This window comes from Streptomyces sp. CB02261, assembly GCF_001905665.1.
Classification (GTDB): Bacteria; Actinomycetota; Actinomycetes; order Streptomycetales; family Streptomycetaceae; genus Streptomyces.
In genome coordinates this window covers 201800-216270 of record NZ_LIVX01000011.1, presented here as the reverse complement: position 1 = coordinate 216270, position 14471 = coordinate 201800, and the positions used below count along the sequence as shown (strand labels likewise).

Below are 14471 nucleotides of genomic sequence, written 5' to 3'. Positions count from 1 at the left end.
GCACCTCAAGGAGATTCCCAGTGGCCGAGCTGTTCTACGACGACGACGCCGACCTGTCCATCATCCAGGGCCGCAAGGTCGCGGTGATCGGATACGGCAGCCAGGGCCACGCCCACGCGCTGTCGCTCCGTGACTCCGGTGTCGACGTCCGCGTCGGTCTGCAGGAGGGCTCGAAGTCCAAGGCCAAGGCCGAGGAGCAGGGTCTGCGCGTCGTCTCCGTGGCCGAGGCCGCGGCCGAGGCCGACCTGATCATGATCCTGACGCCGGACCCGATCCAGGCCCAGGTCTACGAGGAGTCCATCAAGGACCACCTGAAGGAGGGCGACGCGCTCTTCTTCGGTCACGGCCTCAACGTGCGCTACGGCTTCATCAAGGTGCCCGAGGGCATCGACGTCGCCCTGGTCGCCCCGAAGGGCCCGGGCCACCTGGTCCGCCGTCAGTACGAGGAGGGCCGCGGCGTTCCGTGCATCGCCGCCGTCGAGCAGGACGCGACGGGCAACGCCTTCGCGCTGGCGCTCTCGTACGCCAAGGGCATCGGCGGCACCCGCGCCGGCGTCATCAAGACGACCTTCACCGAGGAGACCGAGACCGACCTCTTCGGCGAGCAGGCCGTCCTCTGCGGTGGCACCGCGGCGCTGGTCAAGGCGGGCTTCGAGACCCTGACCGAGGCCGGCTACCAGCCGGAGATCGCGTACTTCGAGTGCCTGCACGAGCTGAAGCTCATCGTCGACCTCATGTACGAGGGCGGCCTGGAGAAGATGCGCTGGTCGGTCTCCGAGACCGCCGAGTGGGGCGACTACGTCACCGGCCCGCGGATCATCACGGACGCCACCAAGGCCGAGATGAAGAAGGTCCTCGCGGAGATCCAGGACGGCACCTTCGCCAAGGAGTGGATGGCCGAGTACCACGGCGGTCTGAAGAAGTACAACGAGTACAAGACCCAGGACGAGAACCACCTCCTGGAGACCACCGGCAAGGAGCTGCGCAAGCTCATGAGCTGGGTGAACGACGAGGAGGCGTAAGCCTTCCCGGGCTGGGGATCCCCCCACGCCCCCTGGGGCGTGGGGGAGGGCCGGGCACTGTGTCCGGCCCCTTCCCGCATCGTTGGACACCCCGTCCAACCACGGACGGGTGATCCTTCCAACGAGGCGCATGAACCGCGCCGGTGCACCACTACACTTCTCAACAACATTCGCGTTCAGGCCCACAGCGTCGTGCGCTTTCACGCGGCAAGCCCCCTCCACCGCCTGCGGCCGTCGGGACGGCCGTCCGCACTGGATCTGTGAGGACTCACGTGAGCTCGAAACCTGTCGTACTCATCGCTGAAGAGCTGTCGCCCGCCACCGTCGACGCGCTGGGCCCGGACTTCGAGATCCGGCACTGCAACGGCGCCGACCGCGCCGAGCTGATCCCGGCCATCGCCGACGTGGACGCGATCCTGGTCCGTTCCGCGACCAAGGTCGACGCCGAGGCCATCGCCGCCGCCGGCAAGCTGCGGGTCGTCGCCCGTGCCGGTGTCGGTCTGGACAACGTGGACGTCTCCGCCGCCACCAAGGCCGGCGTGATGGTCGTCAACGCCCCGACGTCCAACATCGTCACCGCCGCGGAACTCGCCTGCGGTCTGCTCGTCGCGACCGCGCGCAACATCCCGCAGGCCAACACGGCGCTGAAGAACGGCGAGTGGAAGCGCTCCAAGTACACGGGTGTCGAGCTGAGCGAGAAGACCCTCGGCGTCGTCGGCCTCGGCCGCATCGGTGTCCTGGTCGCCCAGCGCATGTCCGCCTTCGGCATGAAGATCGTCGCGTACGACCCCTACGTGCAGCCCGCCCGCGCCGCCCAGATGGGCGTGAAGCTGCTGGCCCTGGACGAGCTCCTCGAGGTCGCCGACTTCATCACCGTCCACCTGCCGAAGACCCCGGAGACCCTCGGTCTCATCGGCGACGAGGCGCTGCACAAGGTCAAGCCCTCCGTCCGGATCGTGAACGCCGCGCGCGGCGGGATCGTCGACGAGGCGGCGCTGTACACCGCCCTCAAGGAGGGCCGGGTCGCCGGCGCGGGCCTCGACGTGTACGCGAAGGAGCCCTGCACGGACTCCCCGCTGTTCGAGCTCGACCAGGTCGTCTGCACCCCGCACCTCGGCGCCTCCACGGACGAGGCCCAGGAGAAGGCCGGCATCGCCGTCGCCCGCTCGGTGCGCCTCGCGCTCGCCGGTGAGCTCGTCCCGGACGCGGTCAACGTCCAGGGTGGTGTCATCGCCGAGGACGTCAAGCCGGGTCTGCCGCTCGCCGAGAAGCTCGGCCGGATCTTCACCGCGCTCGCGGGCGAGGTCGCGGCCCGTCTCGACGTCGAGGTGTACGGCGAGATTACCCAGCACGACGTCAAGGTGCTCGAACTCTCCGCGCTCAAGGGCGTGTTCGAGGACGTGGTCGACGAGACCGTGTCGTACGTCAACGCCCCGCTGTTCGCGCAGGAGCGCGGTGTCGAGGTCCGGCTGACGACGAGCTCCGAGTCGCCCGACCACCGCAACGTCGTCACCGTGCGCGGCACCCTCTCCAGCGGCGAGGAGGTCGCGGTCTCCGGCACGCTGGCCGGCCCGAAGCACCTCCAGAAGATCGTCGCGGTCGGTGACTACGACGTGGACCTGGCGCTGGCCGACCACATGGTCGTGCTGCGGTACGAGGACCGTCCGGGTGTCGTGGGCACGGTCGGCCGGATCCTCGGCGAGGCCGGTCTGAACATCGCCGGCATGCAGGTCTCCCGCGCGGAGGAGGGCGGCGAGGCGCTCGTCGTGCTCACCGTCGACGACACGCTCCCGGCGCCGGTGCTCGCGGAGATCGCGGAGGAGATCGGCGCCACGTCGGCCCGCTCCGTCAACCTGATCTGACGCAGGCCCGTCACCTCGTACCCGGTCCCTAGACGCTCGTCTTACACAGGTGTCTAAGGGCCGGGTACGGTGCTGTCATGGGACACAGGGAAGACCTCCTCGAAGGTGCCAAGCGCTGCCTCCTGGAGAAGGGGTACGGGCGCACCACGGCCCGCGACATCGTCGCCGCGTCCGGCACCAACCTCGCCTCCATCGGCTACCACTACGGCTCCAAGGACGCCCTCCTCCAGCAGGCCTTCCTCGCGCTCACCGAGGAGTGGGGCGACCGGGTCGGCCCGGCGGGCACCGGCGAGGAGGGGCGGGCGCTGCCGGCCGAGCCGTACGCGCGCTTCCACACGGTCTGGGAGCAGGTGATCGCCGCCGCCGGGGCGAGCAGGCCGCTGTGGAAGCTTCAGACGGAGATCGTCACCCGGCTCGACGACGACGAGAAGCTGCGTGAGGCGATCAAGGAGCCGCAGCGGGAGGGCCGGCTCGGCATGGCCGAGGGCTTCCTGGGCCTCGACCCGGAGGCGGACCCGGAGAAGGCCCGGGTGGCCGGGCTGCTCTGTCAGGCCCTGGCGACCGGGGTGATGATCCAGTGGATGGTCGACCCGGACACGGCCCCGAGCGCCGACGACCTCACGGCGGGGCTCAAGGTCCTGATGGGCGAGGGCGACTGACGGCACGTCGGCCGGGACGGGGTGTCCACGCCCCGGCTCAGCGCCACGGGACGTTCCGCCAGGGGCTGCCCTCGTGCTCCGTCAGGACGCGGTGCGCGGCCACGTTCTCCTCGTGGTACGGGCCGTACTCCTCCCCGTCGAACCGCAGCACCCGCCCCAGCGCATACCCCACCGAGTAGTCCTGCCACGATCCGTAGGCCGCCCGGGCCAGCGCCCCCGCGTGGACGATCGCCTGTTCGGCCTCGGGGGGCGTGCAGAACCGGGCCGAGAGACCCCAGCGGGCCATGTTCACGGCACGGCCGTAGTCGTACGCGACGGTCTTCCGCACCCGTCCCTCCGGCGGGAGCAGCCCCTCGGCGCGGAACCGGGCCTCGTAGCGCAGGACCCGGCGCACCAGTTCCTCGATGTGCCGCACCGACGCCGGGCCCGCGCCCAGGTCCTGGGCATGCCCGGCGGCCGTCTCGCGCCACTCTTCGGCCGACGGCATCCCGGCCCGGCCGGTCCGCAGTTCCTCGCGGACCCGGAGGACGAAGTCCGGCTCCGGCGGGCTGTTGCGGCCGTCGAGCAGCGCGTCCAGCTCCTTGCGCCAGCCCGCCCCGTCCGTGACGTCCCAGCCGTCGCGGAGGGTGTCGAGGATGGTGGTGTATCCCATGTAGGCCGTACCGACGTCGTTCCACGGGACGCCGTTGCCGAACGCGAGAGGGGCGCCGCAGGCGAGGCCGAAGGCGAGCGGGCCGTGCAGGGGCCCGTGGCGGAGGGCGGTGAAACGGCCGTCACGCCCCCGGCCGTGCTCGGCGTACACCCGCAGCCACCCCGCCCGGTGCTCGGGGGTGGCGGGCAGCAGCAGCTGGGCCGGGGTGCCGCCGTTGACCGCGAGGAGCACCCGGGGGTCGCTCCACCGGAACTGCGCGGCCCATCTCAGGGTGATCTGGTGGAAGACCCAGTCGGGGTGCCACGGCGGCAGCATCCCCCGGGTGAGGACCTGCCGGACGACGAGCCCCTTCGCGACCTGCTGGGGTCGCCAGTAGACGTCGTCCGGCTCGGCGTCCACCTCGGCCTTGGGGGCGCCGATGAAGAGCTCGGCCCCGGCGAGGACCCGGACCTGTTCCGCGAAGTCGCCGCGGAGTGCCGCCTCCCGCAGCAGGTGCTCGGTCTCGGACGGCGGGATCCACGGGACGGCGCGGGCATCGGGGCGGGGGTTCATGACCACGGGATGTTCCGGTAGGGGCTCGAAGGGTCCTGGGTGAGGATGCGGTGGACGGCCACGGACTCCCGGTACATCGGCTCGGGGTCGCCCTCGTCGAAGTGGATCAGCCGGGCGAGGAGATAGCCGAGGGAGAACGCCTCCCAGGAGTCGTACGCCTGCCGGGCGGGTTCGAGGATCCTCAGGAGGGACTGCTCCGCCTCCTGCGGGTCGCAGTACCGCGCGCCGAGCGCGAGCCGTACGACGTTCACGGCCCGGCCGTGGTCGAAGGCGGCGAGGGTGTCGATCCGGCCGTCGGGGGCGAGGAGGCCGTCGGCGCGGAACCGCTCCTCGTAGTGGGTGATCCGGCGCAGGAACCGCTCGGCCTCGGCCAGGTCCTCCCCGTAGGGGTCGTCCCGCTCGAAGTTCACGGTGACCATCGAGGCCCACTGGGCGTCGGTAGGCGGGTGGCCGAGGCGTGCGGCGAGGCGGCGCCGCATCCCCAGGACGGCCTCGGGGACCCGGCCGACGAGCCGGGTGGCGATGAGGGTCCGCAGCTTGTCCCGGAAGTCCGCCCGGTGGTGGACGGCCCAGGGCCGGCGCAACCGGGCGACATCGGTGGGGTAGTCCTCGTACTGGGCGCCGAGCCCGTTCCACACCAGGCCGTTGAGCACGGCGAGGTGCGCGCCGAGCGCCAGGGCGTGCGCGACCGGTCCGTGCAGCGGCCCACCGGCGTGGGTGAGCAGGCGGAGCCGCGCCGGTCCGCCGCCCCGGATGCCCGCCTCCTCCCAGGTCCGCCGGTCGGCGGCCCGGGCCGGGAGCGCGGCCCCGAACGGGGTGTCCGGGTTGACCGCGAGCCACCACCGGTCGTTCGGCCAGGCCGCGGCGAGTCTGGCGAGGGTGGTCTGCTCGAACACCCAGTCGGGGTGCCACGCCGGCAGCATGCCCTCGGTCAGCACCGGTACGACGGTGCGCCGGGCGGCCTTGTCGCGCCGGGCGGGGAGGGGCGGGGTGTGGCCCGGAGCGTCCGCGTGCACCCGTGCCTGCAGGACGTAGAGCCGGGTCCGCCCGAGGGCGTCCAGGGCGGCGGCCCGGTCGCCGCGCGTCCCGGCCTCGTACAGCAGCCGTTCCGTGTGCGTCGGCGGCGCCCAGTTCCCCGTGATCACGGGGAGATCCTATAAACCGGCCCGTACGGAAACAGGCCTGGAGGGGCGGGTGTTCAGAGCCGGGCCGACTTCAGGGACATGTGGAGGAGGAGGCGGTCCTCGCCGTCGTCCAGGTCCAGACCCGTGAGCTGTTCGACCCGGGACAGCCGGTAGTACAGGGTCTGGCGGTGAATGCCCAGGGCGGCCGCCGTGCGCCCGGCCTGGCCCGCGTTGTCGAGGAACACCTCGGCGGTGCGGGCCAGTTCGGCGTGGGCGGGGGCGAGCAGCGGGGCGACGGCGGGGTCGACCTCGGGGTGGTAGAGCGCCGCGAGCAGCCGGTACGGGCCGATCCCGGCCCACTCCGCGACGGGCCCGAGCGTCGGCTGCGCCGTGGCGGCACGGGCCGCCGTGTTGGCCTCCCGCCAGGCCGCCGCGAGCTCCGTGAGCCCCCGGCGGGGGGTCGCGATGCCGGCCGGTGCGGCGGCGCGCAACCGGTCGGCGGCCGCGTGGGCGGGGGAGAGGTCCTCGGCCGTGCGCAGCCGTACGAGGACGGCGAGGGACTCGCCCTCCGGGATCGTGGCGACCGCCGCCGCGCCGGGGACCGCCCGGATCGACGGGGCCTCGCCCGGCCAGGGGGTCACGCAGACGACGGTGTGCAGACCGTCCGCGCTGGGCCCCAGGGCGGCCCGGAGGGCCGCGACGGCCATGTCGCTCTGCCAGCCGCGCCCGGCGGTGAGGACCGCGGCGAACTCGCGCGAGAGGTCGGCGTCCGCGCGCTCCTCGTCGGCGATGAGGTCGCCGATCCGGGTGGCGACCTCCATCGCGGCCGTGAGCTGGGCGGGCGTGGGGCCGGGCTCGGCGTCGAGGAGCCAGACGTACCCGAGGACGACGCCCCGATGCCGTACGGGCAGGCACAGGCGGTCCCGGAACACCCCGGCGTCGGGGGCGGCCGGGATGCGGATCGGGCCCGTCGCCCGGGTGATGCCGAAGCCTTCGAACCAGGCGCGGACCGCCGGGGTCGACTTCCGGGTCAGGATCGACCGGGTCCGGACGGGGTCCATCGCGGTGTCGTCGTCGCTGTCGTGGGCACCGAAGGCGATCAGCCCGAAATCGCGGTTCTCCAGGGTCGCCGGGGCTCCCAGCAGCGCGGAGATCTCGTCCACCAGTTCTTGGTAATCGCCCTTCACAGCGCCATTCTCGCACCCTCTCAGACATGTGTATGAGACGCCGCGCACGGATGCGTGACAGCTGTAGATGGCGGACGATCGGAGCGATCCTTAGGTTTCACGGTGGTTCTTCGTGCTGTTCCCGGTTTCTTCCGAAACATCGGGTACAGCATCCTTCGTCACCCTGTCCTTCTGGAGGTCCCCGTGCTGGGTCCCGTGATCCTCGCCGCGTCGCGCAGCGACAAGATGCGCCGTTTCGTGTCGGCCGCCCCCGGGACCAAGCAGGTCGTCGCCCGCTTCATCGCCGGGGAGTCGGTCGACGACGTCGTCCCGATCGTCCAGGAGCTGAGCGACCGCGGCCTGGAGGTCACCCTCGACGTCGTCGGCGAGGACATCACCACCGTCGAGCAGTCGTACGCCGCCCGGGACGCCTACCTGGAGCTCATCAGCCGCCTCAAGGAGCTGGGCCTCGGCGAGCGCGCCGAGATGTCCGTCAAGCTGTCGATGTTCGGCCAGTCGCTGGAGAACGGCCACGAGCTGGCCCTCGCGAACGTCCGGACCGTCGTCGAGGCCGCCGCCGAGATCGGCACCACCGTCACCCTGGACGCCGAGGACCACACCACCCTCGACTCGATGTTCGCCATCCACGAGGAGCTCCGGAAGGACTTCCCGCAGACCGGCTGCGTCATCCAGGCCTACCTCTTCCGCACCGAGGACGACGCCCGCCGCCTGGCCGAGAACGGCTCCCGCGTCCGGATCGTGAAGGGCGCCTACAAGGAGCCCGCCTCCGTCGCCATCCAGGACAAGCCCGGGATCGACAGGGCGTACGTCCGGATCATGAAGATCCTCATGGACGGCGAGGGCTACCCGATGATCGGGTCCCACGACCCGCGCCTGATCTCCATCGGCCAGGAGCTCGCCCGCCGCGCCGGGCGCAAGCTGGACGAGTACGAGTTCCAGATGCTGTACGGCATCCGCGGCGAGGAGCAGACCCGCCTCGCCGCCGAGGGACACCGCATGCGCGTGTACACCGCCTACGGCACCGACTGGTACGGCTACTTCATGCGCCGCCTCGCGGAGAAGCCGGCCAACCTCCTCTTCTTCGTCCGCTCCATCCTCACCAAGGGCTGAGCCCACCTCTCACTAGGAGTATCGAGACCCATGGACGCTGTCACCCAGGTCCCCGCTCCGGTCAACGAGCCGGTGCACAGCTACGCCCCCGGCTCCGCCGAGCGCGCCCGCCTCGAGGCCAAGCTCAAGGAGCTGTCCGAGAACCCGCGCGAGCTGCCGATGACCATCGGCGGTGTGAAGCGCCTCGGCGGCGGCGAGGAGTTCAAGGTCGTCCAGCCGCACAACCACAAGGCCGTCATCGGCACCTTCCGCGGCGCCACGGAGCAGGACGCCCAGGACGCGATCGACGCGGCCCTGGCCGCCGCCCCGGCCTGGCGCGCGATGGCCTTCGACGACCGCGCCGCGATCATCCTGCGCGCCGCCGAGCTGCTCGCCGGCCCGTGGCGCGAGACGCTGGCCGCGTCCACGATGCTCGGCCAGTCGAAGACCGCCCAGCAGGCCGAGATCGACACCCCCTGCGAGCTCGTCGACTTCTGGCGCTTCAACGTGGCGTACGCCCGCCAGATCCTGGCCGAGCAGCCGCCGGCCAACTCCCCGGGTGTGTGGAACCGTCTGGACCACCGCCCGCTGGAGGGCTTCGTCTACGCGATCACGCCGTTCAACTTCACGGCCATCGCCGGCAACCTGCCCACCGCCCCCGCCCTCATGGGCAACGTGGTGGTCTGGAAGCCGTCCCCGACGCAGACCCACTCCGCCGTGCTCCTCATGGAGCTCCTGGAGGAGGCCGGCCTGCCGAAGGGCGTCATCAACCTGGTGACCGGCGACGGCATCGCCGTCTCCGAGGTGGCCCTGAACCACCGCGACCTGGCCGGCATCCACTTCACCGGCTCGACCAAGACCTTCCAGCACCTGTGGAAGACGGTCGGCAACAACATCGAGAAGTACCGCTCGTACCCGCGGATCGTCGGCGAGACCGGCGGCAAGGACTTCGTCGTCGCCCACCCGAGCGCCGACCGCGCGATCCTGAAGACCGCGCTGACCCGTGGCTCCTTCGAGTTCCAGGGCCAGAAGTGCTCCGCGTCCTCCCGCGCCTACGTCCCGGCGTCCATCTGGAACGACGGCTTCAAGGAGGAGTTCGCGGCCGAGGTCGACGGCATCAAGATGGGTGACGTCACCGACCTGACGAACTTCATCGGCGCCGTCATCGACGAGCGTTCGTTCGCCAAGAACAAGGCCGCGATCGACCGTGCGAAGGCCGACGAGACCTGCACGATCGTCGCCGGTGGCACCTACGACGACTCGGAGGGCTACTTCGTCCGCCCGACCGTCATCGAGTGCACCGACCCGGAGAACGAGGTCTTCACGACCGAGTACTTCGGCCCGATCCTCGCGATCCACGTCTACGAGGACGACAAGTACGACGAGATGCTGACCCAGATGGAGTCGGCCTCGGACTACGCCCTCACCGGCTCGGTCATCTCCGGTGACCGCGCGGCGACCGCGTACACGATGGAGAAGCTCCGCTTCGCCGCGGGCAACTTCTACATCAACGACAAGTCGACCGGCGCCGTCGTCGGCCAGCAGCCCTTCGGCGGCGGCCGCGCCTCGGGCACGAACGACAAGGCCGGCGCCCCGCAGAACCTGATGCGCTGGACGCTGACCCGCGCCATCAAGGAGACGCTGGTCCCGCCGACCGAGTACGGCTACCCGCACATGGGCTGACCCGCCCGCGGCACCCCCTGATCACCGCCCCCCTCCCCGGTCCCCCAACCGGAGACGGGGGCGGTTCTCATGTACCGGCCGGGCGCCCCGGGCCGCTGTGCGAGTCTGGGCCCATGACCGTGAGGATCGCGCCCACCCATGACGTCGGGGCCGACCGGCTCCGCTCCGTACGCGAGCTGCTCGACTCCGCCTTCGAGGGTGACTTCACCGACGACGACTGGGACCACACCCTCGGCGGCGTCCACGCCTGGACCGAGGACGAGCGGGGCATCACCGCCCATGGCGCCGTCGTGATGCGCCGGGCCCTCCACCGCGGCCGCTCGTACCGCGTCGGGTACGTCGAAGGGGTCGCCGTCCGCGCCGACCGCAGGCGTCAGGGGCTCGGCGGGGCGGTGATGGCCGAGCTGGAGCGGGTCATCGACGGGGCGTACCTCTTCGGGGCCCTCGGTGCCACGGACGACGGGGCCGCGCTCTACCGGGCGCGCGGCTGGCAGGTCTGGGAGGGGCGTCTGGAGGCCATGGGGCCCGAGGGGGTCGTCCGGCTCGCCGAGGAGGAGGGGTTCGTCTATCTGCGCCCGGCGGCCGGCCGGGAGCTGCCCGATCCCGCCGCCGCCCTCGTCTTCGACTGGCGGGACGGCGACGTGATGTGAGGCCGCTTCAGGGCGCGGGCGGGCTCTGCGCCTCGCGGCCCTTGGCCGCCTCCAGGTGGGCCGTGTACAGGGCGGAGAACATGGAGACGAGGGCGATGGAGATCGCCAGCCCGCCCGTGCCGAGCGTCCCCATGAAGCACGCCGTCGTCGCGCCGCCGACCAGCACGAGCCACACCGCGACCGCCGCCTTGCCGCGGCGGCTCAGGAACAGCCACCGGCCCGGCGCGGCCGGCGGAGCCTCCAGGGCGCCCGCCGGGCCCGTCGTCGCCGCGCGCGGCCGCTTGAAGTAGCCGTACACCAGCCACTCGCCGCACAGTTCCCAGCCCTCGGGCTCAAGCTCGGCCAGGACCTTCGCGCGGCGCCGGGCGCCGATGACCTCGCGGCGGTACTCCCACCGCAGCGTCGCCGTCGCGGGGCGGCGGCAGACGAAGCGGCCGAGCGCGTCGAGCGACTCCACCTCCCAGCCCTGGTCGCCGTGGACGGCGAGCATCCGGCGGTCGTTGAAGAGGTCGGCGGTCCAGGTCCAGGACTCCGCCCGCTCGTCCGGCTCGCCGGGTGCCGGGGCGAGCCCGCCGAGCCGTGCGGCGAACCCGTCCGCGGGACCGAACTCCTCCCGCGGGTCCGCCCCCGTCTCCGCGAGGTGGGCGCGCAGGTCCTCGACGGTGGCGGTGATCTGCTCGTCCGGTACGCCGGCGGCACGCAGCGCGCCGGAGAGATCGGTGAAGTAGGCGTCGGTGGTCATGGTGTCGTTCCCCCTGGAGTGAGCATGGCGCGTACGGTGCGGTGGAAGTCCAGCCAGGCGCCGCTCTCCGCGGCGAGCAGCTCGCGGCCGGCCCCGGTGAGCCGGTAGTAGCGGCGTCCCGGGCCGCGCTCGGCGGCGCGGAACTCGGCCTCCACCAGGCCGGCCTCCTCCAGGCGGTTCAGTACGGGATAGAGCGTCCCCCCCTTGATCTCGCCGAGTCCCGCCTCGGCGAGCGCCTTGGCGATCTCGTACCCGTAGTTCTCTCCGTCGGTCAGGCGGGAGAGGACGAGCAGGTCGAGGACTCCCTTGAGCCAGCTGGATCTGCGGTCTGCGGCCATGGCCTCATTGCATCACCAGCTAGGTAGGTATGCAAGCTAGATAGAAACGCCGGGGGAGGGTGCCGTCTCAGATAGTAGGAAGTCCGAGTAATTGTGGAGACAGATGCGGCTGCCTGTCCTAGCGTTGTAGGAGCCGAACGTCTCGCTTCATCAGCGAATGGCGGCCGAGAGCGCGATGCCCTGTGCAGGTAACCCCTGCGGCGGCGCTCCCCGCCCCTGCCGGCGCCTTCGATCACCACTGATCTCCGCACATGCGGATCACCGCTGATCCCGTGGATCACCACTGATCTCAAGGAGTCGATCTCTCATGGCCACTCAGACCGCCCGCCGCGTCCGCCACTCCGCCAACCGTCCCAGCGACGAGGCCCGCCAGAACGCCGCCGCAGCCCTCCAGCGCGCCCTCGACCGCCGTGACAACGGCGGCTCCACCGGCCACTGAGGCCCGCCCGCGTCGACATGGCGGTTCGTCCACATGGTGGACGTAGCGTGTCAGACGATGGGACGAAGAGTAGGGTGCCGACATGTCTCACAGCATCGATCTCGCAGTCATCCCCGGCGACGGCATCGGCCAGGAGGTCGTGGCCCAAGGCCTCAAGATCCTCGCGGCCGTCCTTCCCCAGGACGTGAAGCTGGAGACCGAGGAGTACGACTTCGGCGCCAAGCGCTACCACGCCACCGGTGAGACCCTCACCGACGCCGATCTCGCCTCCCTCAAGAAGCACGACGCCATCCTGCTCGGCGCCATCGGCGACCCGTCGGTGCCCTCCGGCGTCCTGGAGCGCGGCTTCCTGCTGAAGCTCCGCTTCGCCTTCGACCACCACGTGAACCTGCGTCCCTCGAAGCTGCTCCCCGGCGTCGCGACCCCGCTCGCCGGGCAGCCGGAGATCGACTTCGTCGTGGTCCGCGAGGGCACCGAGGGCCCGTACACCGGCAACGGCGGCACCATCCGCAAGGGCACCCCGCACGAGGTCGCCACCGAGGTCTCGGTCAACACCGCCTTCGGTGTGGAGCGGGTCGTCCGGGACGCCTTCGCCCGCGCCCAGGCCCGCCCGCGCAAGAAGCTGACGCTGGTCCACAAGAACAACGTGCTGACCTTCGCCGGGCACCTCTGGACGGACATCTTCCAGAAGGTCGCCGGGGAGTTCCCCGAGGTCACCACCGACTACCTGCACGTCGACGCCGCGACGATCTTCCTCGTCACCGACCCGGCCCGCTTCGACGTGATCGTCACCGACAACCTCTTCGGCGACATCATCACCGACCTCGCCGCGGCCGTCTCCGGCGGCATCGGCGTCGCCGCCTCCGGCAACATCAACCCGAGCGGCGAGTTCCCGTCGATGTTCGAGCCGGTCCACGGCTCCGCGCCGGACATCGCGGGCCAGGGCAAGGCCGACCCCACGGCCACCGTCCTCTCCGTCGCCCTCCTGCTGCGCCACCTCGGCTACGAGACCGAGGCCGCCCGGGTCGAGGCCGCCGTCGCCGCCGACCTCACCGAGCGCGGCGCGGCCGTCCGTACGACGGACGAGATCGGCGACGCGCTCGCCGCGCGCGTAGCGAGCTGACCCGCGCCGACTGCCATACGACAGCAGCCGCCGGGTCGCACCTGCACCCGGCGGCTGTACCTGTGCGGTCGTGGGGTGCCACCATCGAACCCTGGACCGTGTTCACCCGTTTCGTGCACCGGTTCCCGCGAGCGATAATCGGACGTGGGGCCGCGGCATGCGGGCATGCTCGGACGTCCACACAGTCATGGACTTCGGTCCGTGACTGAGGCGTGAGCGCGGTCCTCCCCACACAACCGGTGAAGGACACGCACTCATGACGACGCCCACGATCGAGCTCAAGCCCTCCTCCAGCCCGCTGTCCGACGCGGAGCGCGAAGCGATCCTGGCCGACCCCGGATTCGGCCGCCACTTCACCGACCACATGGTCACCATCCGGTGGACCGAGGGCCGGGGATGGCACGACGGCCAGCTGGTGCCCTACGGCCCGCTGCACCTGGACCCGGCGACGAACGTCCTGCACTACGCGCAGGAGATCTTCGAGGGCCTCAAGGCCTACCGCCGTCCCGACGGCTCGGTCGCCAGCTTCCGCCCGGACGCCAACGCACGCCGCTTCCAGGCCTCCGCGCACCGCCTGGCCATGCCGGAGCTGCCCGTCGAGACCTTCGTCGAGGCCTGTGACGTGCTCGTCCGGCAGGACAAGGCGTGGGTCCCGGAGCACGGCGGCGAGGGCTCGCTCTACCTGCGTCCGTTCATGATCGCGACCGAGGTCGGGCTCGGGGTCCGTCCGGCCAACGAGTACCTCTTCGTGGTCATCGCCTCCCCGGCGGGCCCGTACTTCCCCGGCGGCGTGAAGCCCGTCTCCATCTGGCTCTCCGAGAACCGCGTCCGCGCCGTCCCCGGCGGCATGGGCGACGCCAAGACCGGCGGCAACTACGCGGCCTCCCTGCTCGCGCAGGCCGAGGCCATCGCGAAGGGCTGCGACCAGGTCGCCTACCTCGACGCCGTGGAGCACAAGTGGGTCGAGGAGCTCGGCGGCATGAACCTGTACTTCGTGTACGGGAACAAGCTGATCACCCCCACCCTCACCGGTTCGCTGCTGGCCGGCATCACCCGTGACTCGCTGCTCAAGCTGGCGGCGGACCTCGGCCTGGAGCCGGAGGAGGGCCGTGTCTCGATCGACCAGTGGCAGGCCGACTCCGAGAACGGCACCCTGACCGAGGTCTTCGCCTGCGGAACCGCCGCCGTGATCACCCCGGTCGGCACCGTCAAGTGCGAGCGGGGCGAATGGCAGCAGTCGGGCGGCGAGCCCGGCGCGGTCACCATGAAGCTGCGCGAGGCACTGCTCGCCGTCCAGACCGGCAAGGCCGAGGACGTCCACGGCTGGATGCACGAGCTGGGCTAGTCGC

General features: G+C 71.3%; 14 protein-coding genes. 9 read left to right on the top strand and 5 right to left on the bottom strand.

Annotated features, from left to right (window positions below):
- Positions 1-20 precede the first annotated feature (20 nt).
- The 3 genes from ilvC (at position 21) to AMK29_RS30670 (ending at position 3543) form a co-directional block, all read left to right on the top strand.
- Entirely contained in the window at positions 21-1022 is a 1002-nt protein-coding gene (ilvC, locus tag AMK29_RS30680; protein ID WP_073819154.1) for a ketol-acid reductoisomerase, read from the top strand.
- 272 nt (positions 1023-1294) lie between these two features.
- Positions 1295-2884 (top strand): phosphoglycerate dehydrogenase, encoded by a 1590-nt coding sequence (serA, locus tag AMK29_RS30675; RefSeq protein ID WP_073819152.1) that lies wholly within the window; start codon positions 1295-1297, stop codon positions 2882-2884.
- Between the two features lie 77 nt (positions 2885-2961).
- Complete coding sequence (locus tag AMK29_RS30670) at positions 2962-3543, top strand: TetR/AcrR family transcriptional regulator (RefSeq protein ID WP_073819150.1); 582 nt, start codon at positions 2962-2964, stop codon at positions 3541-3543.
- A gap of 37 nt (positions 3544-3580) precedes the next feature.
- On the opposite strand, the gene AMK29_RS30665 is transcribed toward AMK29_RS30670, so the two are convergent.
- From AMK29_RS30665 to AMK29_RS30655, 3 genes are read right to left on the bottom strand one after another with little or no spacing between them, the layout of a single operon-like run.
- Complete coding sequence (locus tag AMK29_RS30665) at positions 3581-4747, bottom strand: DUF1266 domain-containing protein (RefSeq protein WP_073819250.1); 1167 nt, start codon at positions 4745-4747, stop codon at positions 3581-3583.
- Complete coding sequence (locus AMK29_RS30660) at positions 4744-5892, bottom strand: DUF1266 domain-containing protein (protein ID WP_073819148.1); 1149 nt, start codon at positions 5890-5892, stop codon at positions 4744-4746. The genes AMK29_RS30665 and AMK29_RS30660 overlap by 4 nt, the downstream gene beginning before the upstream one ends.
- A 53-nt stretch (positions 5893-5945) precedes the next feature.
- Positions 5946-7058: a PucR family transcriptional regulator gene (locus AMK29_RS30655; protein ID WP_073819145.1), complete on the bottom strand. Its 1113-nt coding sequence runs from the start codon at positions 7056-7058 to the stop codon at positions 5946-5948.
- Positions 7059-7241: 183 nt separating this feature from the next.
- Here AMK29_RS30655 and AMK29_RS30650 point away from each other — a divergent pair, with 183 nt between their 5' ends.
- The 3 genes from AMK29_RS30650 to AMK29_RS30640 all read left to right on the top strand — a co-directional run bounded on the left by AMK29_RS30650 (position 7242) and on the right by AMK29_RS30640 (position 10480).
- Positions 7242-8168: a proline dehydrogenase family protein gene (locus tag AMK29_RS30650; protein ID WP_073819143.1), complete on the top strand. Its 927-nt coding sequence runs from the start codon at positions 7242-7244 to the stop codon at positions 8166-8168.
- Between the two features lie 30 nt (positions 8169-8198).
- Positions 8199-9830, top strand: a complete 1632-nt coding sequence (pruA, locus tag AMK29_RS30645; RefSeq protein WP_073819141.1) for an L-glutamate gamma-semialdehyde dehydrogenase — start codon at positions 8199-8201, stop codon at positions 9828-9830.
- A gap of 113 nt (positions 9831-9943) precedes the next feature.
- Complete coding sequence (locus tag AMK29_RS30640) at positions 9944-10480, top strand: GNAT family N-acetyltransferase (RefSeq protein WP_073819140.1); 537 nt, start codon at positions 9944-9946, stop codon at positions 10478-10480.
- Between the two features lie 7 nt (positions 10481-10487).
- Here the strand turns inward: AMK29_RS30640 and AMK29_RS30635 are convergent, their stop codons facing one another.
- Together AMK29_RS30635 and AMK29_RS30630 are read right to left on the bottom strand one after the other, a co-directional pair.
- Entirely contained in the window at positions 10488-11222 is a 735-nt protein-coding gene (locus AMK29_RS30635) for a hypothetical protein (RefSeq protein ID WP_073819138.1), read from the bottom strand.
- Entirely contained in the window at positions 11219-11560 is a 342-nt protein-coding gene (locus tag AMK29_RS30630; protein WP_073819136.1) for a PadR family transcriptional regulator, read from the bottom strand. The genes AMK29_RS30635 and AMK29_RS30630 overlap by 4 nt, the downstream gene beginning before the upstream one ends.
- Before the next feature lie 307 nt (positions 11561-11867).
- Here AMK29_RS30630 and AMK29_RS37710 point away from each other — a divergent pair, with 307 nt between their 5' ends.
- The 3 genes from AMK29_RS37710 (at position 11868) to AMK29_RS30620 (ending at position 14467) form a co-directional block, all read left to right on the top strand.
- Entirely contained in the window at positions 11868-11999 is a 132-nt protein-coding gene (locus tag AMK29_RS37710) for a hypothetical protein (protein ID WP_260461862.1), read from the top strand.
- 82 nt (positions 12000-12081) lie between these two features.
- Entirely contained in the window at positions 12082-13122 is a 1041-nt protein-coding gene (locus AMK29_RS30625; protein WP_073819134.1) for a 3-isopropylmalate dehydrogenase, read from the top strand.
- A gap of 256 nt (positions 13123-13378) precedes the next feature.
- Positions 13379-14467 carry a branched-chain amino acid aminotransferase gene (locus AMK29_RS30620; protein ID WP_073819132.1) on the top strand — a complete coding sequence of 363 codons (1089 nt, stop codon included), beginning with the start codon at positions 13379-13381 and terminating at the stop codon, positions 14465-14467.
- Positions 14468-14471: the final 4 nt, after the last annotated feature.